We start from the raw sequence: 20,053 nt of genomic DNA on the forward strand, positions 1-20,053 counted from the left end.
TTTTGGCCCCTCCCATTCTGAAACTCGACGATATCTTCCTGAGCTTCGGCGGTGCACCGCTTCTGGCGGGTGCTGGCCTGCAGATCGAGCCCGGTGACAAGATCTGTCTCGTCGGCCGTAACGGCTCGGGAAAATCGACGCTGCTGAAGATTGCCGCCGGCCTGGTCGAGGCGCAGTCCGGCGAGGTCTTCCGCCATCCGTCCTCGACGGTGCGTTATCTCGAACAAGCGCCGGATTTTGCCGGCTTCAATACGGTGCAGGCCTATGCCGAGGCCGGCCTCGGGCCGGGCGATGACCCCTATCGTGTCACCTATCTGCTGTCGCATCTCGGGCTGAGCGGCGACGAAGACCCCAGAATGCTGTCCGGTGGCGAATCGCGGCGCGCAGCCCTTGCCCGGGTTATGGCACCGGAGCCGGACATTCTCCTGCTCGACGAGCCGACCAACCATCTCGACCTGCCGACCATCGAATGGCTGGAAGGCGAGCTGCAAAAGACCCGCAGCGCCTTGGTGCTGATCTCGCACGACCGGCGTTTCCTCGAAAAGGTCTCAACGGCAACCGTCTGGCTCGACCGCGGCACCTCGCGCCGGCTCGACCGCGGCTTTGCACATTTCGAAGCATGGCGCGACCAGGTGCTGGAGGCCGAGGAGCTGGAGCAGCACAAGCTCGGCAAGTCGATCGAGCGCGAGGAGCACTGGCTGCGCTATGGCGTCACGGCGCGGCGCAAGCGCAACATGCGCCGTCTCGGCGAGCTGCAGACGATGCGCTCGAACTATCGCGGCCACAAGGGGCCGCAGGGCACGGTGCAGGCGACGGTTTCGGACGCGCAGGAATCCGGCAAGCTGGTGATCGAAGCCGACAAGATCACCAAGAGCTTCGGCGAGCGGGCAATCGTCACGTCGTTTTCGATCCGCGTGCATCGCGGCGACTGCATTGGTCTCGTCGGGCCGAACGGCGCCGGCAAGACGACGCTGCTGAAGATGCTGACCGGGCAGCTTTCGCCGGATAGCGGCATCGTCAAGCTCGGCACCAATCTGGAGATCGCGACGCTCGACCAGAAACGCGAGGATCTCGACCCCGAGGATACGCTTGCCAACTATCTGACGGATGGGCGCGGCGAAAACCTGCTCGTCAACGGCGAGCAGCGCCATGTCACCGGCTACATGAAGGAATTTTTGTTCCAGCCGGAACAGGCGCGTACGCCGATCAGAAACCTCTCCGGCGGCGAACGCGCCCGGCTGATGCTGGCGCGCATCCTTTCGCGCCCGACAAACCTTTTGATCCTCGACGAACCGACCAACGATCTCGATATCGAAACGCTCGATCTCCTGCAGGAGATTGTCGCCGGCTTTCCCGGCACTGTCATTCTCGTCAGCCACGACCGCGATTTCCTCGACCGCACCGTGACCTCGACGATTGCACCCGCCGTGCCGGATGCGCCGGATGGTCGCTGGATCGAATATGCCGGCGGCTATTCGGATATGCTTTTACAGCGCAAGGGCGCGCTCGATGAGCGTAAGAGAGCCGAGAAGGCGGCGGAGAAGCCGAAGACGCAGGAGGCAGCGCCCGCGGGGAGCTCGAAGGCCAAGCTGTCCTTCAAGCAGAAATTCGCGTTGGAAAACCTGCCGAAGGAGATGGCGAAGGCCGAAGCCGAAATCGCCAAGCGCGAACAGGTGATGGCAGATCCTAATCTTTTCACGCGCGATCCCGCAGCCTTCAATCGCCTTGCCCGCGAGATGGAAAAACTGCGCGCCAGCCTGACAAAGATGGAAGAGGAGTGGCTGGAGCTCGAAATGCTGCGGGAAGAATTGGAAGGCTGAACCTGCTCTCGCGGCTCACTTTTCCTTGATTCGTCGGTGTGTCGTCCTGCGGCATAAGGTGCCGTCCGGCAGCCGGGGATATTGCCGATCGTAATGGCGACAAGGAAAAGTCATATGTCTCGCAAGCCCCATTCCCGTTTTCTCACAGCACTTGCGGCCGGCGGCCTCGTCGCGCTTGCCCTGTCGCAAGCCGCACAGGGGCAAGACGCCCAGCGCATTCGCGTTCGCGGCGCAATCGAAAGCCTCGGCGGCGATACGCTCGTCGTCAAGACGCGCGAGGGCAGCGATGCGACGGTCGCGCTGAAAGCCGGCTGGAAGGTCGGCGGCATCAGACAAGCTTCGGTCGAGGATATCAAGCCCGGCGATTTCGTCGGTGTCGCCTCGCTTCCGAAGGGCCCTGGCCCTGATGGAGCAATCGAGGTGCTGATCTTTCCGGCGTCGATGAAGGGAACGGGCGAGGGCAACCGTCCCTGGGATGCGCAGCCGAACAGCCAGATGACCAACGCGACTGTCAGCCATGCCGTGAAATCTGTCGACGGTCACATAATCACGCTGACCTATCAGGGTAGGGAAAAGACTATCTCGATTGCCGATGGGACACCGATCGTGACGTTGGCGCCTGCGTCCAAGGATGATCTGAAGCCTGGCGCCGGCGTTGTCGTCACTGGCGAGAAGGCGGCGGACGGCAGCATCTCCGCCAGCCGGATCGCCGTCGGCCTCAACGGCGTCATGCCGCCGATGTGACGGATGCGCAGCGCATCTTTGTTTTACGCATCGCCGTTAGACCGAATCGCTAGATTCCCTGGTGCCGCACGTCTTTTCAGACGGGCAAAGGGCGCTGCAGCGCCGGTAGCAGCGGCGTTTTACAGCGCCGGCGCGGGGACGGCGGCTGTGCCGGCACTGGCGCTGGCGCCGGCTTGGACGACAGGCGGCGATTCCTCGGATTTTGACGGCAGCGCCTGCAGATGCAGCACGCGCGGCTTCAGTGCCTCGAGATAAGCCTCGGAGCGGCCGATATAGATCATGCTGCTTTCAGGCATGGAGGTGAGCAGTTTGGCCATTGTTTCCTGCCATTCCGGCTCCATGCCTTCCAGGACTTCCTCGAAGATGATCCAGCGGGGGCGCACGAGCAGCAGGCGCGCAAAGCCAATCGCCTTCTGTTCGTCGCTGTCGAGCAGCTTGTCCCAGCGGGCACGGGTATCGAGCCTTGCGACCAGCGAATGCAGGCCGGCCTTTTCGAGGGCCGCCTCGATGGCCGCGTTCTCGTATTTCTCCGGGCTTTCGGGAAAGGCCAACGCCTCGCGCAGCGAACCGCCGGGAACGTAGGCAACCTGCGGAACGAACACCATATCGTCGATCGGCGGCAGGCCCATCGTGCCGCTGCCGCACGGCCAGAGGCCGGCCATGGCCTGGAACAGCAGCTTGCGGTTGACGCTGTGATCGCCGTTGATCATGATCTTGTCGCCGGCCTTGATCACGACATCGGTTTCAAGCAGGCGGAAACCGCCGCATTCATCGATGTCTTCGCCGATCTTCGCGACGATCACCACATCCTTCAGCGTCAGCGTGCCGGGCGCGGCATTTTCATAGGCAATGCTGTTCTTCAGGTTGAAGTCCTCTTCCATCTCGACCAGCGCCTGGCGGAAATCGGTGACGCGCATCAGCGTGGCACGCCATTCGGCGATCGGGCCGAAATTGGCAACGTACCAGCGCAGCGCCGTGTTGACCTGATTGAAGGCGCCGACGGACATCATCAGCTGGCCGAGGGTGAGGCCGCCGGAGAAATAGGCGGGGGCGGCAACGATGATCGGGATGACGATCACCAGCCAGCCGTAGCCGGCCGAAACCCAGGTAAGATTGGTATTGGCCATGGCGAGCCGCTTGACGACCCTCAGCACCGAGCTGATATCGGTGTTGATGCGCCGGCGCTCGTTTTCCTCGCCGCGGGCAACGGTGATTGCCGGCATGTTTTCGTTGGCGTGCATCAGCGTGAAGCGAAGCTCGGCCTCTTTCGAAAAACGATCGGCATTGAGCTTCACCAGCTTGCGGCCGACGACCTGGCTGAGCACCGAGGCGGAAGCGGCATAGAAAATCGCCGCCCAGACCATGTAGCCCGGAATGGAGAAGCTGTGGCCGCTGATGCGGAAGATGAAGCCGCTCGAAAGCTCCCAGAGCACGCCGATGAAGCTCACCAGGAGAATGGTCGACTGCAGCAGGCCGAGAACCAGCCCTGTCGTGCTTTCGGCGAGGTTGCGGGAATCCTCATGCAGACGCTGGTCCGGATTGACGCCGATCAGGCCGCTGGAAGCGAGCCGCAGCGCCCGCTTGCGCTTCAGCCACTGGTCGACGAGATCGCGCGACAAGCCTTCGCGCATATAGAGCGCCGTCATCTGGTTCAGCCAGGCCTGCAGCACGTTGAGCAGCAGCAGTGTGCCGGCGATCATCGCGAAGATTTCGAGCTGGTGGAAGAATTCGCCGAGGTCGCGGCGCTCCAGCGAATCATAGAAGGGAGCATTCCACTCGTTCAAAATCACCTGGCCATAGGATGTCGCCAGTATGACGAGGATCAGCACCGTCGCCAGAAACAGCACCTTGCCACGCACTTCCGAATTCCAGAATGCTGAGAACATGACGCCGAGGCGATATGTCAGGCTGAGATCATACCCTACCCTATCCTGCCTTCGGATGCCCGGCCCCCTCTCGATTTTATCTGCCATTACGCTTTTCCACACCGCCCATGCTCCCATTAATAACATGGTGGCGTTACCGGTCTATCAACAGATTCTATCAGTCATTAAAGTGTGATGATGCTTGCATGAGTCTCTCCTGCATGCATTCGCCAGTTGATTCGCAATTCGACTGGGTCTAATTAAGGCCTCCGTGGTGATTTGGCCGGCCGGCTTGCAGCCACGTTAAAAAAGTCGCTAAAGGGCCGCGTGCGGACCGGTAGCGATTTTTGTCGCCGCCGGTTTTTGTTTTTGATCGAGTGACCGCAATGCCCATCAAGATCCCCGATACGCTGCCCGCCTTCGAAACCCTGGTTCAGGAGGGCGTGCGGGTGATGACCGAGACGTTGGCGATCCGTCAGGATATTCGGCCGTTGCAGATCGGGCTGCTCAACCTCATGCCGAACAAGATCAAGACCGAGCTGCAGATGGCCCGCCTGGTCGGCGCCTCGCCGCTGCAGGTGGAGCTGTCGCTCATCCGCATCGGCGGCCACAAGGCGAAGAATACGTCCGAGGACCATCTGCTTGCCTTCTACCAGACCTGGGAGGAGGTAAAGCACCGCAAGTTCGACGGCTTCATCATCACCGGGGCGCCGATCGAGCTTTTGCCGTATGAGGACGTCACCTATTGGGCGGAGATGCAGGAGATTCTCGACTGGACGGAAACGAATGTCCATTCGACGATGAACGTCTGCTGGGGCGCGATGGCGGCGATCTATCATTTTCACGGCGTTCCGAAATACGAGCTGAAAGAGAAGGCCTTCGGCGTCTACCGCCATCGGAACCTGAAACCTTCCTCGATCTATCTCAACGGCTTTTCCGACAATTTCGAAGTGCCGGTGTCGCGCTGGACCGAAGTGCGCCGCGCCGATATCGAAAAATCCGAAAGTCTGGAGATCCTGATGGAATCAGCCGAGATGGGCGTGTGCCTCGTGCACGAGAAGCGGGGCCGGCGGCTCTACATGTTCAACCATGTCGAATATGATTCCACCTCGCTTTCCGACGAATATTTCCGCGACGTCAACGCCGGCGTGCCGATCAAGATGCCACACAATTACTTCCCCCATAACGATCCGGCGCTTGCGCCGCAGAACCGCTGGCGCAGCCATGCGCATCTCCTGTTCGGCAACTGGATCAACGAAATCTATCAGACGACGCCCTTTGATGTGGAAGAGATCGGCACGGATCTCTGACCGTTGCCGATCGCGCCGCGAGCCGATGCCACTGCCTCGATGCTGCGGCTTTTCTTTCCGATCCATCGGTTGCGGATCGAAGCAAATGCGGGCAGGTTCCTGTCCTGAAGCCTACAGAACCGCGCGTCTTCGTTGGACGTGCAATGCACATGTTGAATCGCTGCAAATTCCTCAAATCGGTTCCGAATTGAGGAATTTGCAGCAGAGATAGAATGGACGGTCGATCATGTCGGATAAGTTGGAGCGGGACGTTTTCGGGCGAACGAAGGCGGGCGAGACCGTCTATCGGGTCGAGATCAAAGGCGGCGGGCTGACGGCCAAGATTATCAGCTGGGGTGCGGTCATCCAGGATCTGCGCCTCGAGGGACATGACGCGCCGCTGCAGCTCGGCTTCGACGATTTCGACAGCTACCCGCTCTATTCGTCCTACTTCGGCGCAACGCCAGGCCGCTGCGCCAACCGCGTCGGCGGCGGCAGGTTCACGCTTGACGGCAAGGACTATCACCTCGAGCCGAATGAAAACGGCGTCACGCATCTGCATGGCGGCAGCGACAATATCGCCAAACGCAACTGGACGATCGTCGAGCATGACGTCGACCGCGTGGTGCTGAAGATCGTCGATCCGGATGGCCGCGCCGGCTATCCCGGCAATTGCACCATCCAGGCGACTTTCTGGGTGCATGGCAACGGTGAACTGTCGATCATCTACGAATCGACCAGCGACCAGCCGACGCTCGCCAATGTCTGCCAGCACGCCTATTTCAACCTCGACGGCCGCGAAGATGCGCTTGGCCATGACATCATGATAGCCGCCGATCATTATCTGCCGACCGATGAAAAGCAGGTGCCGACCGGTGAGATCCGTCCCGTCGAGGGCACGGAATTCGATTTCCGCGAGATGGCGCCGATGAAGCGTTTCGTCGGCAGTGAACAAGCGTTTTACGACCATAATTTCTGCCTGTCGGGCGAGCGTACCGCCAAGCGGAGCGTCGCGCTTGCCCGCAGCCTTTATTCCGGTGTGTCGCTGGAAGTGCGCAGCACGGAGCCAGGCGTGCAGTTCTATGCCGGCTTCAAGCTCGATGTCGCGGCTCCCGGCATCGGCGGGCGCAAATACGGCCCGTTCGCCGGCTTCTGCCTGGAGACGCAGGTCTGGCCGGATGCCATCAATCACCAAGGTTTTCCGAATGCAGTGCTGCGCCCCGGCGAAGTGCTGCGCCAGGAGACGGATTATATCTTCACCAAGAACTGAGCATCCTCCAGCGCCGCGCGTTTCTAAACGCGCGGCGCTGCGGACGCACGACTGTCAAATTTGAGCGCTATGAAGCCCTTGCTGGTCCGCCGGCGAGGGGTTTTTCGTTGCATGTTCGATTCTACCTTGCCGATTGGTTCTATATAGGTTCTATTGTGTGCCCATGGATAGAACCAGTCTGATAGCGGAACTGAACAGCCGCGGCCTGCGTGACGAGGCGCTGACCGGGCCGCTCTACAAGCGGCTGTCGCAGACACTGACCGGCCTCATTCAGGAAGGGCTGCTGAAGCCCGGCACCGCACTCCCGGGCGAGCGCGACCTTGCCGAGGCTCTGAAGCTCGGCCGTGTCACCGTGCGCACCGCCTATCGCGACCTAATGGCATCCGGCGCACTGGAATCGCGCCACGGAAGCGGTACTTTCGTGTCGAGCAGGGTGGAGCGCATGGAACAGTCGCTGTGGCGGCTTTCCTCCTTTTCCGCCGACATGCGCTCGCGCGGGCGTCTGCCGGCCGCGCGGATACTGTCGCGGGCGGTCAATACGCCGTCGCCGGAGGAATCCTTCCTGCTCGGCCTCGGCGGCGATGAGCCGGTGCTGAGGCTCGACCGCTTGCGCCTTGCCGACGGACTGCCGCTGGCGATCGAACGCGCCGTGGTGCCGATCAAGTTCCTGGGGCACGATGCCGGCGGCGAGGGATCGCTCTACGATGCGCTGACGGCCAGCGGCCACAGGCCCGTGCGCGCGCTGCAGCGGCTGACCGCGGTCACGCTCGACCCGTCCTCCGCCGCGATCCTGAACGTCAAATCAGGCGCGCCGGCGCTTCTGATCGAACGTGTCTCGCGCCTGGAAGACCAGCGCGTCGTCGAATACACCCGCTCGCATTATCGCGGCGACGCCTATGATTTCGTTGCCGAATTGAGAATCGGAGATGACCTATGAATGACAACCAGTCACTGATGCTGCAGGAAGCCGGTCAATCGCCGGAGGTGGTGGCCACGCTGCTCGAAAAGGAAAAACCGGTCTTTGCCGAGATCGCCCGGCTGTTTTCGTCCGCCCGCCCGAGCGTGGTGACGACGGCGGCGCGCGGTTCCTCGGACCATGCCGCCACCTTCTTCAAATACCTCTTCGAGATCACCTGCGGCGTTCCGGTCGCCTCGGTCGGTCCGTCGATTGCTTCCGTTTATGGTGCGGCGCTGCACCTGAAGGGCGGCGTGCATTTCACCGTGTCACAGTCGGGTGCGAGCCCCGACATCGTCGCGCTGCAGGATGCGGCGAAGAAGGGTGGAGCGACGACGATCGCCGTCGTCAACGTCACCGACAGCCCGCTTGCGAAGCAGGCCGATATCGTTCTCGGCCTCAATGCCGGCGCGGAAAAGAGTGTCGCGGCGACAAAATCCTTCATCGCCTCGGTCGCCGCCCTTTCCGGGGTGACGGCTGCGATCGGCGGTGCGTCCGATCTGCAGGCCGCGCTCGGCAAGCTGCCGGAGGCACTGTCGGCGACCGCGGGGATCGACACGGCGGCAGCCGAAGAGGTGCTCTTTAACGCGACCTCGCTTTATACGGCCGGCCGCGGCCCGGCTTTCGCGATCGCGCTCGAAGCGGCGCTGAAGGCCAAGGAAACCTCCGGCCTGCATGCCGAAGCCTTTTCGCTGGCGGAACTGATGCATGGCCCGATGCGCCTGGTGCAGCCGGGCTTCCCGATCATCGCCTTTGCGCCCGACGATGCGGCCTTCGCCAACAATGTGCAGGCGCTGGAACGCCTGCAGAAACTCGGCGCGACCACCGTCGGCTTCTCGACGCAGCCGCTTTCCGGCGTCCATCTGCGCGTACCGACGACGGGCAACGGCCTCGTCGATCCGCTGGTGTCGCTGCTCGTCTATTACCGGCTGATCGAGTCGGTGACGCGCCGCAAAGGCTTCGATCCCGACAAGCCGGCAAACCTGCTCAAGGTGACGGAGACGGTCTGATGGTCCGCAAGATCTTCCTCGGTGCCCGCATCTTCGACGGCGAGCGCTTCCATGACGACAAAGCCCTCATCGTTGCCGGCGGCCGCGTCGAAGCGATCGTTGCAAGAAATGATCTGCCGGACGGCGAGGTGGTGGCGCTTGCCGGCGGTGTTCTGTCGGCCGGCTTCATCGATGCGCAGGTCAATGGCGGCGCCGGGCGGATGCTGAACGACGAGCCTTCCGTTGCCTCGATGGACATTATCGCCGGCGGGCACCGGCCCTATGGCACGACGTCGCTGCTGCCGACGCTGATCACCGATACATCAGAGGCCTCCATTGCCGCCATCGAGGCGGCCAAAGAGGCAGTGAAAATGAACCGCGGCGTCGCCGGCCTGCATCTGGAAGGCCCGCATCTGGCGCCCGCAAGGAAGGGCGCGCATCTGGCGGAACTGATGCGGCCGGTGGAGGACCGCGATGTCAAGGCCTTCATCCGGGCGCGCGAGGCGATCGGCACGCTGCTCGTCACCATGGCCGCCGAGCAGGTGACGGTTGCCCAGGTGCGTGAGCTTGCGGAGGCCGGCGTCACCGTCAGCATCGGCCATTCCGATTGTTCGAGCGAGGCGGCGGAGGAACGTTTCGATGCCGGCGCACGGGGCGTCACGCATCTCTTCAACGCCATGAGCCAATTGGGACACCGTGCGCCTGGCCTCGTCGGCGCGGCGATCGATCATCCCTCGATCTGGTGCGGCATCATCGCCGACGGCCATCATGTCGATCCGAAGGCCCTGCGCACGGCGCTTCGCGCCAAACGCGGCGAAGGCAAGCTGTTTTTCGTCACCGACGCGATGTCGCTCGTCGGATCGGAGAAGGATTCGTTCACGCTGAACGGACGCACCGTCCGGCGCGAAAGGGGCGGTTTCTGCTCGAAGCTAGTGCTTTCCGACGGCACGTTGGCCGGTTCCGACGTCGACATGATCTCGACGATCCGTTACGGCGTCACCTATCTGGACCTGACGCTCGCCGAGGCCTTGCGTATGGCGACCCTTTATCCCGCGCGGTTCCTCAGGCTTGCCGATCGCGGCCATCTCTCGCCGGGCGCGCGTGCCGATCTCGTGCATCTCACCGATGCGCTTGCCGTCACCGCCACCTGGCTCAGCGGCGAAGCGGCCTGAACGCTAAAGGCGCGTCGCGATCTGTCAGATTTGCTGTTCGCGCTTTAGATCTTTGTTTTACGCATGTCGTTATCGCAAAACCGCGGCACACTTTTGCGCGACATGCTCTAGGAGAAGTGGGATGACCGACATTACCGATGCCTATTTCTCCAATCTGATCGGCCGGCTGGAGGAACTGAAGCAGACGCTCGCCGAGCCGATGGCGCAGGCAGCAGCCGTCATCCTCGATGCTGCCCGCGGCGACAAGCGTGTCTATGTCTTCGGCACCGGCCATTCGCATATGCTGGCGGAAGAGGTGCACTATCGTGCCGGCGGGCTCGCCTTCACCGTGCCGGTACTCGTCGGCTCGGCCATGTTGCATGAGGGTGCAGTCATCAGTTCGGTCTATGAGCGCACGCAGGGCCTAGTGCGGCCGATGCTGGAGCGTTACGGCATGCAGCCGGGCGATGTCATCATCATCGCCTCCAATTCGGGCGTGAACGCCGCACCGATCGAGGCCGCCGACTATGCGCGCGAAATCGGCGCAAAGGTGATTGCCATCACTTCGATCGCCTATTCCTCAGCGATTGCCAATGGCCGCCGGCGGCTCGCCGACGTGGCCGATGTGGTGCTCGACAACGGGCTGCCACCGGGTGACGCCGTTGTCGATCTCGAAGGCACGGGGCTTCGGGTCGGGCCAGTCTCGACGGCGGTCGGGGTGACGGTCATCAATGCGATCTTCGCAGAGGTCGCTTCGGAGCTTTCGAAATCCGGCGATGCGCCGATTTATCTCAGCGCCAACATGCCGGGTGCCGCCGAGATCAACCAGAAGCTCGTCAAGAAATACCGGCCGCGCAACCCGCATCTCTAGGGCAATTCCAGCAAAAGTGCGTAGCGGTTTTGCGTCCGGAATTGCGTGAAAACAAAGAGATAGAGCATGATGCCGAAAAGTGTGTGCGGTTTTCGCGCGACATCATGCCCCGATTATTTAATTGAGACGGCGGACAAAAAAGGCCGGCGCGAGCCGGCCTCTCCGATAGGCTGAAACCAGGATCAGTCCTTGGCGCGTTCGACGTAGGAATTGTCTTCCGTGGCGATGACGACGCGGGTGCCGGCATTGATGTGCGGCGGAACCATGGCGCGCACGCCGTTCGACAAAATCGCCGGCTTATAGGAGGACGATGCCGTCTGGCCCTTGACGACCGGTTCCGTCTCCATGATTTCGAGCGTGACGTGGCGCGGCAGTTGGAGCGCCAGCGCAATGCCTTCATGCATCGAGAGGATGCAGGACATGCCTTCCTGCAGATAGGCCTTGTCGTCACCCATGGTGTCGACATCGACCACGACCTGGTCGTAGGTCGCCGGGTTCATGAAGTGGAAGCCTTCGCCGTCTTCATAGAGATATTGGAAGGAGACGTCTTCGACGAAGGCGCGCTCGACCTGTTCGGTGGTGCGCCAGCGCTCGGAAACCTTCACGCCGTCGACGATGCGGCGCATGTCGACCTGGGTGACCGGCGTGCCCTTGCCCGGATGAAAGTTCTGGGCGGTAAGAACGACGTAGAGCTTGCCGTCGACATCGAGAACGTTGCCCTTGCGGACCGAAGAGGCGATGACCTTGACCATAAGACTTCCTTGTAACTCGGCTTTCGGCGTCGTAGATGACTGGCGAGACGCCCCGAAGACGCAAATGTTTTTCTTTGGGGCGCAACTAACCTAAAATCCGGGAAATAGCCACCCCCAATACCGGCTTCTCCGGCGAAGAAAGCTTGGAATGAACTCTTCGGCGAAAGCGTCCCCTTGGTGGACCCCGTCCGTGCATGCCGACCGCCGTCCGTTCCTGGTCGGGCGCAACGCAATCCAGGCGGCGTTGCGCGGGTTTTTTGCGCGCGAGGATTTCATCGAGGTGGATACGGCGGTGCTGCAGGTTTCTCCCGGCAACGAGGCGCATCTGCATGCCTTCGCCACGGAAGCGCTGACGACGGATGGGCAAAGGGCGCCGTTCTACCTACATACCTCGCCGGAATTTGCCTGCAAGAAGCTGCTTGCGGCGGGCGAGGAACGCATCTCGTGTTTTGCCCATGTCTATCGCAACCGCGAGCGTGGGCCGCTGCATCATCCTGAGTTCACTATGCTCGAATGGTATCGGGCCGGCGAAAGCTACGAGAGCCTGATGATGGATTGCGTGCGGATCCTGGCGCTGGCCGCCGAAACGGTGAAGACCGGGAAGCTTGCCTATCGCGGCGCCGAGAGCGATCCCTTTGCCGGGCCGGAGCGGATCAGCGTTGCCGAAGCCTTCGAGCGTCATGCCGGCATCGATCTTCTCGCCTCGGTCGCCGCCGGCGGTTCGACCGACCGCGACCATCTGGCCGCCGAGACGAAGCGCGTCGGCATGCGTGTTGCCGATGACGACGGCTGGGCCGATCTCTTTAGCCGGGCGCTTGTGGAAAGGATCGAGCCGCATCTTGGTTTCGGCCGCATCACCATCCTCGACGAATATCCGATCTCAGAGGCGGCACTTGCCCGTCCCTCGACAGACGACCCGAGGGTTGCCGAACGTTTCGAGCTCTATGCCTGCGGCGTCGAGCTTGCGAACGGTTTCGGCGAGCTCACCAACGCTGCCGAACAGCGGCGACGGTTCGAGATCGAGATGGCCGAGAAGACGCGGGTCTACGGCGAGACCTATCCAATCGACGAGGATTTTCTCGCTGCGCTGCCGCTGATGCCTGAGGCAAGCGGTATCGCGCTCGGCTTCGACCGGCTGGTGATGCTGGCGACGGGAGCATCACGCATCGACCAGGTGCTCTGGGCGCCGGTGGCGGAGTACGGAAGATGAATGCCGTCAAACCGATCAAGAGCGTCGACGATCTTGTGAAGGCGGGACTGGTCGCGTCTGCCGATCGCGCAGCGCTCGAGGAGGTTGCGGCGCGTTATGCGATTGCGCTGACGCCTGCAATCAGTAAGCTCATCGACCGCACCGATCCCGTTGATCCGATCGCTCGGCAATTCGTGCCTGATACAGCCGAACTCACGGTTGCCCGCGAAGAACGGGCCGATCCGATCGGCGATCATGCCCACAGCCCCGTCGTAGGCATCGTTCACCGTTACCCCGACCGCGTGCTGCTCAAGGCCGTGCATGTCTGCCCGGTCTATTGCCGCTTCTGCTTCCGCCGCGAAATGGTGGGGCCGCAGGGTCTCGGCACGCTCGATGCGGCGGCGATGCAGGCCGCTTTCGATTATATAAGCAGTCATGAGGAGATCTGGGAGGTCATCCTCACGGGCGGCGATCCGCTGGTGCTTTCTCCGCGCCGGCTCCACGAGATCATGGAGGTGCTTGCCGGCATCGCGCATGTGAAGATCATCAGGTTCCACACGCGTGTCCCGGTCGTCGACCCCGAGAAGATCGATGCGACGATGATCGCGGCACTGAAGGCGAGCGGCAAGACGGTCTATATCGCGCTGCACGCCAACCATGTGAGAGAGCTGACGACGGAAGCGCGCGCCGCCTGCGGCCGCCTCGTCGATGCCGGCATTGCCATGGTCAGCCAGTCGGTGCTGCTCAAGGGCGTCAACGACGATCCCGCCGTGCTGGCGGAGTTGATGAAGGCCTTCGTCGAAATCCGCGTCAAACCCTATTACCTGCATCATCCGGATCTGGCGCCCGGCACCAGCCATTTCAGAGTGACGATCGAGGAGGGGCAGAAGATCGTCGCGGCGCTGCGCGGGCGGATTTCCGGTCTCTGCCAGCCGGCCTACATCCTTGATATCCCAGGCGGTCACGGCAAGGCCGTCGTCACTGGGAGCGCGATCCGGGCGACAGGTGACGGATGTTATTCCGTCACCGATTATCGCGGCGGCGAGCATTCCTATCCGCCGGCCGATTGAGACAAAAGCGGCGCTTTTCGTATCATTTCTGTACTCGCCACGCCGGAAACCAGACTGTGTCGCAGTATCGAAATTACATTAAGTCATTGATATAAGGTCGTTGTTTACGACGGCTCGGGAAGGATCGCTAAAATCCTAACTATGAGCCTTAGTCATATTTAACTCAATAAATTAGCGGAATGTTCTGTTTTCCGCACTAAAAGAACGCTCATGACAAGGCGATGAACGCCGGATCGGGATCATGAGAATCTTGGAGTGATGGGATGAATAAGGCAATCCGCGACCTCGTAGCTAAATTCGGCAAGCTTCCCGGGTCGATCGACCAGGTTGCCGACGATGCCGATCTTTATGCGGCAGGTTTGACGTCCTTTGCTTCTGTGCAGTTGATGCTTGGCCTCGAAGAGGCCTTCGACATCGAATTTCCCGACAATCTCCTGAACCGCAAATCCTTCGCGAGCATCTCGGCCATTGCCAGGACCGTCGATCTCATCCGGGACGGCCGGAAGGTCGCGTGATGAATTTCCCCGTCAAGATCATGCAGGACGGTCTTGTCGCAAGGGTGGCCCGCGTCGCCGAAATCGCGGCGAAACACGCGGATACCGTCGATGCCGAAGCCCGTTTCCCCCGGGAAGCCGTCGATGCGATGAAGGCCGAAAGGCTGCTCGGCATCCAGGTGCCGCGCCATTTCGGCGGCGAATCCGCCTCGATCACCGAGATCGCCGAATTGTGCTCGATGCTCGGCCAGGCCTGTGCCGCAAGCGCCATGGTTTTCGCCATGCACCACATCAAGCTGTCGAGCCTCGTTGAACACGGCGCCGACAGCGAATGGCATCGCGGTTTCATGCGCCGCATCGCCGCCGAACAGCTGCTGATCGCATCCGCCACCACCGAAGGCGGCATCGGTGGAAACCTGCGCAACAGCATCTGTGCGGTCGAAGTCGATGGCGACACGTGCCGCCTCGAAAAGGATGCGACCGTCATTTCCTACGGCTCGCATGCCGACGCCATTCTCATCACCTCGCGTGCCCACGCGCAGGCGGCTTCCTCCGATCAGGTGCTGACGGCCTTCCTCAAGGACCAGTACACGCTCGAGAAAACGCATGTCTGGAATACGCTCGGCATGCGCGGCACCTGCTCCGACGGCTTCCTGTTCAAGGGCGAAGCGGCGGCTTGCCAGATCCTGCCGAAGCCTTTCGCGGAGATCGCGGCGCAGTCCATGCTTGCCTCCTCGCACCTCTTGTGGAGCGGCGTCTGGTACGGCATTGCCGTCGACGCCGTTGTGCGCGCCCAGGCTTTCGTGCGTGCCGCAGCCCGCAGGGCGCCGGATGCCCAGCCGCCGGGCGCGCTGCGCCTCGCCGAGGTTTCGAACCTGTTGCAGATGGTGAAATCCAACGTCGTTGCCGGCCTCAAGGCCTATGAGGATGCCAAGGCCGATGCCGACAGGCTGTCTTCGATGGGATTTGCGGTGGCGATGAACAACGTCAAGATCGCCTCGTCCGAGACCATCCTGGAGATCGTCAACCATGCGATGCTGATCTGCGGCATCATGGGCTACAAGAACGGTACGCCCTTCAGCCTCGGACGCCATCTGCGCGACGCGCATTCCGCACAGCTCATGATTTCGAATGACCGCATCCTCGGCAACACGTCGAGCATGCTTCTTGTCCATAAACAGGACACTAGCCTACTGGGGTGACAGTCATGGATATGCAGACCTCGTTTCTGGACCGGCTTTTCGAATCCGGTCTGCTGATCGATACCGGCATCGACGGGCTCTACGGCCGCAGCGGCCAGTTCGAAGACGTGATCGCTGCCTTCGAGCGCCTGATCGACACGTTCGGCGGCGCCGATGGTGCCGAAGCCATGCGCTTTCCGCCCGGCATGAACCGCGCCTTCTTCGAAAAGAGCGGCTACATGAAGAGCTTTCCGCAGCTCGCCGGCACGGTGCACAGCTTCTGCGGCAGCGAACTCGATCATGTCAGCCTGCTGCAATGCATGGAAGTCGGCGAAGACTGGACCAAGGGGCAGGAGGCGACCGACATCGTGCTGACGCCGGCTGCCTGCTATCCGCTCTATCCGACGATCGCCAAGCGCGGCAACCTGCCGAAGACGGGCGGCCTCTTCGACCTGCAATCCTATTGCTTCCGCCATGAGCCGTCGAAAGACCCTGCCCGCCAGCAGCTGTTCCGCATGCGTGAATATGTCTGCATGGGCACCGAGCTGCACGTCACCGATTTTCGCCAGCGCTGGATGGATCGCGGCGTCGAGATGATGAAGGCCGTCGGCCTCGATGTGACGATCGACGTCGCCAATGATCCGTTCTTCGGCCGCGCCGGCAAGATGCTCGCCAATAATCAGCGCGACCAGAACCTGAAGTTCGAGCTGCTGATCCCCATCACCTCGGCTGCCAATCCGACCGCCTGCATGAGCTTCAACTACCATCAGGATGCCTTCGGCACGAAGTGGGGTCTCAAGCTCGAAGACGGCAATGTCGCGCACACCGCCTGCGTCGGCTTCGGGCTGGAGCGCATCGCCCTTGCCCTCTTTCATCATCACGGGCTCGATGTGAAGCAATGGCCGGCCAGCGTACGGAAAGCGCTGTGGGGCTGAGCAAATCGATGACATCGGTCTTTTCGAATCGACCCGGAAACCTACCGGGCGCATGCGCTGCATTCCGGCGAGCGCGCCTGGCCGGAAACCAACTGCTATGTCGATCTCTGGATCGAGGTACTGGCGACATCAGGCGTTGCGCCGGAGGCGATGCTGGGTTTTACCCTGACGCAGGATTTCGAGGGCGACCAGTTCACCTTCTTCAAGGTGCCGCTCGAGGATCTCGAAGCGCTCTACGGCATTCGTGCGACCGAGCTTGCCATCTACGACCGTGTCGAACGCCATGTCGAGGTTCAGATCGCGCGTGCCCGTCTCTGCCTGATCGAAATGGATTCTTTCTACATGCCGGATACGCGCGGCACCGCCTACCGGCAGGAGCACGGCAAAACGACGGTTGCGATCAACCGACTGGATATTGCGGCCAAACGCGTCGATTATTTCCACAATGGCGGCTATTTTCGTCTCGAAGGCGAGGATTTCGACGGGCTGTTCCAGCTGCATCTGAGGGAAAACGACCCGCCGTTCCTTCCCTATGCGGAATTTGCTCGGTTCCCGGAAAAGCCCGCGGATGAAGCGCATCTGCGCGCGACCGCGCGGCGGCTTGCCGGCTTTCACTTTGCCCGGCGTCCCCGCGAAAACCCGATCCGCGCCTTTGCAGGCGTCTTTCCGCAACAGGTCGAAGCGGTGGCGGAACGGCCGTTCGGCTTCTTCCACAAATACGCCTTCAACACGCTTCGCCAGGTAGGCGCCAATTTCGAACTGGCGGCCGATTACCTCACCTGGCTCTCCCCTGATGAATTCACGGCTGCCGCCGAGCATGCCAGGCGCATTTCCGAGGTGGCGAAATCGGTGCAGTTCCAGCTTGCCCGCGCCGTCACCCGCAAGAAGTTCGAGCCGTTGCAGGCAGCACTTGATCCGGCCGCCGATGCATGGGATTCCATGATGGCGTCGCTTGCGGGGCGAATCTGAGGCCGGAGATCTGACCATGCGGGGGCGTTTGGCAAGCATCGGTGCTGAGGAAAGTCTACTTTCCGAAGGCTGGAACCTGATCCTGACGGAGCCGGGCGCATGCGCGGTGCCGCACGACATCCCGCTATCGGCGCAGTTCATTCCAGCACCCGTTCCCGGGACCGTCGCCGCAGCACTCGAAAAAGCCGGTCTCTTCGATCGGGAAAATCCCGAGCCGCTGAACACGCGGGACGCCTGGTATCTCTGCCGGCTTTTCGATGCCGAGCCGGGTGACGCGATCCTGCGTTTCGCAGGGCTGGCGACGCTCTGCCACGTCTTCCTGAACGGCCAGGAAATCCTGTTTTCCGAGAGCATGTTCACGGCGCATGAGATTCCGGTGACACTTTCGGGCGGCGACGAGCTGGCCCTGTGCTTCCGGGCGCTCGGCCCCCGCCTGTCGGAGCCGGGCCCGCGCGCGCGCTGGCGGCCGCAGATGATCACGCCGGCGGGCTTGAAGAATTTCCGCACGACTCTGCTCGGCCATATGCCGGGCTGGTGCCCCGATATCCATGCCGTCGGGCCATGGCGGCCGATTTCGATGGTGCGGCGCAATCCCGTCTCGATCTACAATGTTTCCATCCGCGCCGTATTGGAGGAGAGTGGCGTCGGCCGTCTCAGCGTTTCCCTGCACAGCAATGCCGAGGATCCGGCAATGCTGCTGCACTGCGGCGGGATGGAGCAACCCTTCGAAAAGGTCGGCGACAGTCATTACTCGGCTATCCTCAAGCTTTCCGACATCGAGGCCTGGTGGCCGCACACGCATGGCGCTCCGCGTCTCTACGAACTGACGCTGGTTTCCGACGGGGTGGAATATCCGCTCGGCAGGACCGGCTTCCGGCGCGTCGACATCGAGCGCGGTGCCGATGGCGATGACTTCGCGCTCCTCGTCAATGGCGAACGCATCTTCTGCCGTGGTGCGGTGTGGACGACGGCCGATATCGTGCGATTGCCGGGCGGGCGGGCGGATTACGAGCCGTTCCTGCGGCTTGCTGCCGGAGCCGGCATGAACATGATCCGCATCGGCGGCACCATGGCCTACGAGACACCAGATTTCTTCGCGCTCTGCGACGAGCTCGGCCTGCTGGTCTGGCAGGATTTCATGTTCGCCAATTTCGATTATCCGCGCAACGACAAGGCTTTTCTTGGCCACGTGCATGCGGAGGTCGAGGAATTCCTGCACGGCGTGCAGGCGTCGCCTTCGCTGGCCGTGCTCTGCGGCGGCAGCGAAATCCACCAGCAGGCGGCAATGCTCGGCCTGCCGGCGGAATTCTGGAGCGGGCCGGTCACCGATGAAATCATTCCGGCGGTCGTCGCGCGCATGCGCCCCGATGTGCCCTACATGCCGAACTCACCCTATGGCGGGGCGATGCCCTTTTCGCCGAATGCCGGTATCGCCCATTATTACGGCGTCGGCGCCTATATGCGGCCGATTGCGGATGCGCGCCGCGCCGATGTGCGTTTTGCCTCCGAAAGCCTCGCCTTCGCGCATGTGCCGCAGCAAAGGACGCTGAAGCATCATCTCGATGTGCCCGCCGTCCACAGCCCGCTATGGAAGGCCCGCGTGCCCCGCGATCGCAGCGCATCGTGGGATTTCGAGGATGTTCGCGATTTCTACCTGCAGCTTCTCTACGGTTTCGATCCCGCTCAGCTGCGCCGCGAAGATCCGGAACGCTATCTCGATCTCTCCCGCGCCGTCACCGGCGAGGTGATTGAAGAGACTTTTGCCGAATGGCGGCGCAAGGGCTCCGCCTGCAATGGCGCGCTCGTCTGGACGCTGCAGGACCTGCTGCCCGGCCCCGGCTGGGGGGTGATCGATTCCACCGGAGAGCCGAAGCCCATCTGGTATGCGATGCGCCGTGCATTCCGGCCGGTGCAAGTGGTCTTCACCGACGAGGGAACGAACGGTCTCGACGTGCATGTCGTCAACGAGACGGATGCCGCGCTCGACGTCGAACTCGAGGTCGTCTGCCTGCGCGACGGAAAACAGCAGGTCGTCAGCGGCAGCAGGGCCTTCAAGCTAGCGGCAAGAGACACTGAGCGCCTTGCCTGCACGGCGCTGTTCGGCGCCTTCTTCGATACGACCTATGCCTTCCGTTTCGGGCCGCCGGCGCACGATGCAAGTGTGGCGCGCCTGCGCTCGCTGGCGGATGGCGCCCTTCTCGCCGAGAGCTTCCACTTCCCGTGCGGACGGGGGAAGGCGCTCCATGACGCAGGGATCGAAGCAACATTCGGCAGAGAGGGCGACGACTGGTTCGTCGATCTCAGGACCGACCGGCTGGCGCAATCGGTGCATATCGACGTCGAAGGCTATCGGGCCGAGGACGACTGGTTCCACCTTGCCCCCGGTGCGATGCGGCGGGTGACGCTCCACGCGCTGTCCGGCGTGGAAAGCGACATTCCGCCTGCAGGCGAGATCAGAAGTCTAGGCAGTTCGCATCGCGTCGCAATCGAGGGCTGACGCCGCTGCGAA

16 protein-coding genes, 1 pseudogene and 1 riboswitch are annotated in these 20,053 nt (G+C 62.1%); of the genes and pseudogenes, 15 read left to right on the forward strand and 2 right to left on the reverse strand.

Annotated elements, in window-relative coordinates:
- Positions 1-2 precede the first annotated feature (2 nt).
- Positions 3-1,820: an ABC-F family ATP-binding cassette domain-containing protein gene (locus ACS4RR_RS03220; protein WP_456189697.1), complete on the forward strand. Its 1,818-nt coding sequence runs from the start codon at positions 3-5 to the stop codon at positions 1,818-1,820.
- A 114-nt stretch (positions 1,821-1,934) separates the two neighbouring features.
- Entirely contained in the window at positions 1,935-2,564 is a 630-nt protein-coding gene (locus tag ACS4RR_RS03225; RefSeq protein ID WP_260109681.1) for a hypothetical protein, read from the forward strand.
- A gap of 119 nt (positions 2,565-2,683) precedes the next feature.
- Here the strand turns inward: ACS4RR_RS03225 and ACS4RR_RS03230 are convergent, their stop codons facing one another.
- Positions 2,684-4,576 carry an ABC transporter ATP-binding protein/permease gene (locus tag ACS4RR_RS03230; RefSeq protein ID WP_260109680.1) on the reverse strand — a complete coding sequence of 631 codons (1,893 nt, stop codon included), beginning with the start codon at positions 4,574-4,576 and terminating at the stop codon, positions 2,684-2,686.
- Positions 4,577-4,690: 114 nt separating this feature from the next.
- A riboswitch (SAM riboswitch) is annotated at positions 4,691-4,768 on the forward strand.
- A 47-nt stretch (positions 4,769-4,815) separates the two neighbouring features.
- Between ACS4RR_RS03230 and metA the strand changes: the two genes are divergently transcribed.
- The 6 genes from metA (at position 4,816) to ACS4RR_RS03260 (ending at position 10,954) form a co-directional block, all read left to right on the forward strand.
- Positions 4,816-5,739, forward strand: coding sequence for a homoserine O-acetyltransferase MetA (metA, locus tag ACS4RR_RS03235; RefSeq protein WP_162115046.1), 924 nt, complete (start codon positions 4,816-4,818; stop codon positions 5,737-5,739).
- Between the two features lie 226 nt (positions 5,740-5,965).
- Positions 5,966-6,988 carry an aldose epimerase family protein gene (locus ACS4RR_RS03240; RefSeq protein ID WP_170262919.1) on the forward strand — a complete coding sequence of 341 codons (1,023 nt, stop codon included), beginning with the start codon at positions 5,966-5,968 and terminating at the stop codon, positions 6,986-6,988.
- 163 nt (positions 6,989-7,151) lie between these two features.
- Complete coding sequence (locus tag ACS4RR_RS03245) at positions 7,152-7,925, forward strand: GntR family transcriptional regulator (RefSeq protein ID WP_170262918.1); 774 nt, start codon at positions 7,152-7,154, stop codon at positions 7,923-7,925.
- Positions 7,922-8,953 (forward strand): SIS domain-containing protein, encoded by a 1,032-nt coding sequence (locus ACS4RR_RS03250; RefSeq protein ID WP_260109679.1) that lies wholly within the window; start codon positions 7,922-7,924, stop codon positions 8,951-8,953. Before ACS4RR_RS03245 ends, ACS4RR_RS03250 begins: the two co-directional genes overlap by 4 nt.
- On the forward strand, positions 8,953-10,104 hold the full coding sequence (nagA, locus tag ACS4RR_RS03255) for an N-acetylglucosamine-6-phosphate deacetylase (protein WP_170262917.1): 1,152 nt from the start codon (positions 8,953-8,955) through the stop codon (positions 10,102-10,104). Before ACS4RR_RS03250 ends, nagA begins: the two co-directional genes overlap by 1 nt.
- Positions 10,105-10,225: 121 nt before the next feature.
- Positions 10,226-10,954: an SIS domain-containing protein gene (locus ACS4RR_RS03260; RefSeq protein WP_003543744.1), complete on the forward strand. Its 729-nt coding sequence runs from the start codon at positions 10,226-10,228 to the stop codon at positions 10,952-10,954.
- 182 nt (positions 10,955-11,136) lie between these two features.
- On the opposite strand, the gene efp is transcribed toward ACS4RR_RS03260, so the two are convergent.
- Entirely contained in the window at positions 11,137-11,706 is a 570-nt protein-coding gene (gene efp / locus ACS4RR_RS03265) for an elongation factor P (protein WP_170258218.1), read from the reverse strand.
- 148 nt (positions 11,707-11,854) lie between these two features.
- Between efp and epmA the strand changes: the two genes are divergently transcribed.
- From epmA to ACS4RR_RS03300, 7 genes and pseudogenes are all read left to right on the forward strand, one after another.
- Entirely contained in the window at positions 11,855-12,916 is a 1,062-nt protein-coding gene (gene epmA, locus ACS4RR_RS03270) for an EF-P lysine aminoacylase EpmA (protein WP_456189698.1), read from the forward strand.
- Positions 12,913-13,965, forward strand: a complete 1,053-nt coding sequence (locus ACS4RR_RS03275; RefSeq protein ID WP_260109676.1) for a lysine-2,3-aminomutase-like protein — start codon at positions 12,913-12,915, stop codon at positions 13,963-13,965. The genes epmA and ACS4RR_RS03275 overlap by 4 nt, the downstream gene beginning before the upstream one ends.
- A gap of 263 nt (positions 13,966-14,228) precedes the next feature.
- On the forward strand, positions 14,229-14,480 hold the full coding sequence (locus tag ACS4RR_RS03280) for an acyl carrier protein (RefSeq protein WP_017962508.1): 252 nt from the start codon (positions 14,229-14,231) through the stop codon (positions 14,478-14,480).
- Positions 14,480-15,661: an acyl-CoA dehydrogenase family protein gene (locus ACS4RR_RS03285; RefSeq protein ID WP_456190117.1), complete on the forward strand. Its 1,182-nt coding sequence runs from the start codon at positions 14,480-14,482 to the stop codon at positions 15,659-15,661. The genes ACS4RR_RS03280 and ACS4RR_RS03285 overlap by 1 nt, the downstream gene beginning before the upstream one ends.
- Positions 15,662-15,666: 5 nt before the next feature.
- Positions 15,667-16,575 carry an amino acid--[acyl-carrier-protein] ligase gene (locus tag ACS4RR_RS03290; RefSeq protein WP_222384394.1) on the forward strand — a complete coding sequence of 303 codons (909 nt, stop codon included), beginning with the start codon at positions 15,667-15,669 and terminating at the stop codon, positions 16,573-16,575.
- Positions 16,566-17,544 (forward strand): annotated as a pseudogene (locus ACS4RR_RS03295) (DUF1839 family protein). The gene ACS4RR_RS03290 and the pseudogene ACS4RR_RS03295 overlap by 10 nt, the downstream one beginning before the upstream one ends.
- Positions 17,545-17,560: 16 nt before the next feature.
- Positions 17,561-20,041 (forward strand): glycoside hydrolase family 2 protein, encoded by a 2,481-nt coding sequence (locus ACS4RR_RS03300; RefSeq protein WP_260109675.1) that lies wholly within the window; start codon positions 17,561-17,563, stop codon positions 20,039-20,041.
- Positions 20,042-20,053 lie beyond the last annotated feature (12 nt).

Origin of the sequence: Rhizobium zaerense (assembly GCF_051810725.1) — a bacterium.
In the GTDB taxonomy this organism is placed as follows: Bacteria; Pseudomonadota; Alphaproteobacteria; order Rhizobiales; family Rhizobiaceae; genus Rhizobium; species Rhizobium leguminosarum_I.

Coding starts and splice junctions, on each gene's coding strand:
- ACS4RR_RS03245 (WP_170262918.1), top strand. CDS start 7,152: ATGGATAGAACCAGTCTGATAGCGGAACTGAACAGCCGCGGCCTGCGT.
- ACS4RR_RS03280 (WP_017962508.1), top strand. CDS start 14,229: ATGAATAAGGCAATCCGCGACCTCGTAGCTAAATTCGGCAAGCTTCCC.
- ACS4RR_RS03290 (WP_222384394.1), top strand. CDS start 15,667: ATGGATATGCAGACCTCGTTTCTGGACCGGCTTTTCGAATCCGGTCTG.
- ACS4RR_RS03300 (WP_260109675.1), top strand. CDS start 17,561: ATGCGGGGGCGTTTGGCAAGCATCGGTGCTGAGGAAAGTCTACTTTCC.
- nagA (WP_170262917.1), top strand. CDS start 8,953: ATGGTCCGCAAGATCTTCCTCGGTGCCCGCATCTTCGACGGCGAGCGC.
- metA (WP_162115046.1), top strand. CDS start 4,816: ATGCCCATCAAGATCCCCGATACGCTGCCCGCCTTCGAAACCCTGGTT.
- efp (WP_170258218.1), bottom strand. CDS start 11,706: ATGGTCAAGGTCATCGCCTCTTCGGTCCGCAAGGGCAACGTTCTCGAT.
- ACS4RR_RS03260 (WP_003543744.1), top strand. CDS start 10,226: ATGACCGACATTACCGATGCCTATTTCTCCAATCTGATCGGCCGGCTG.
- ACS4RR_RS03230 (WP_260109680.1), bottom strand. CDS start 4,576: ATGTTATTAATGGGAGCATGGGCGGTGTGGAAAAGCGTAATGGCAGAT.
- ACS4RR_RS03240 (WP_170262919.1), top strand. CDS start 5,966: ATGTCGGATAAGTTGGAGCGGGACGTTTTCGGGCGAACGAAGGCGGGC.
- ACS4RR_RS03285 (WP_456190117.1), top strand. CDS start 14,480: ATGAATTTCCCCGTCAAGATCATGCAGGACGGTCTTGTCGCAAGGGTG.
- ACS4RR_RS03250 (WP_260109679.1), top strand. CDS start 7,922: ATGAATGACAACCAGTCACTGATGCTGCAGGAAGCCGGTCAATCGCCG.
- epmA (WP_456189698.1), top strand. CDS start 11,855: ATGAACTCTTCGGCGAAAGCGTCCCCTTGGTGGACCCCGTCCGTGCAT.
- ACS4RR_RS03275 (WP_260109676.1), top strand. CDS start 12,913: ATGAATGCCGTCAAACCGATCAAGAGCGTCGACGATCTTGTGAAGGCG.
- ACS4RR_RS03225 (WP_260109681.1), top strand. CDS start 1,935: ATGTCTCGCAAGCCCCATTCCCGTTTTCTCACAGCACTTGCGGCCGGC.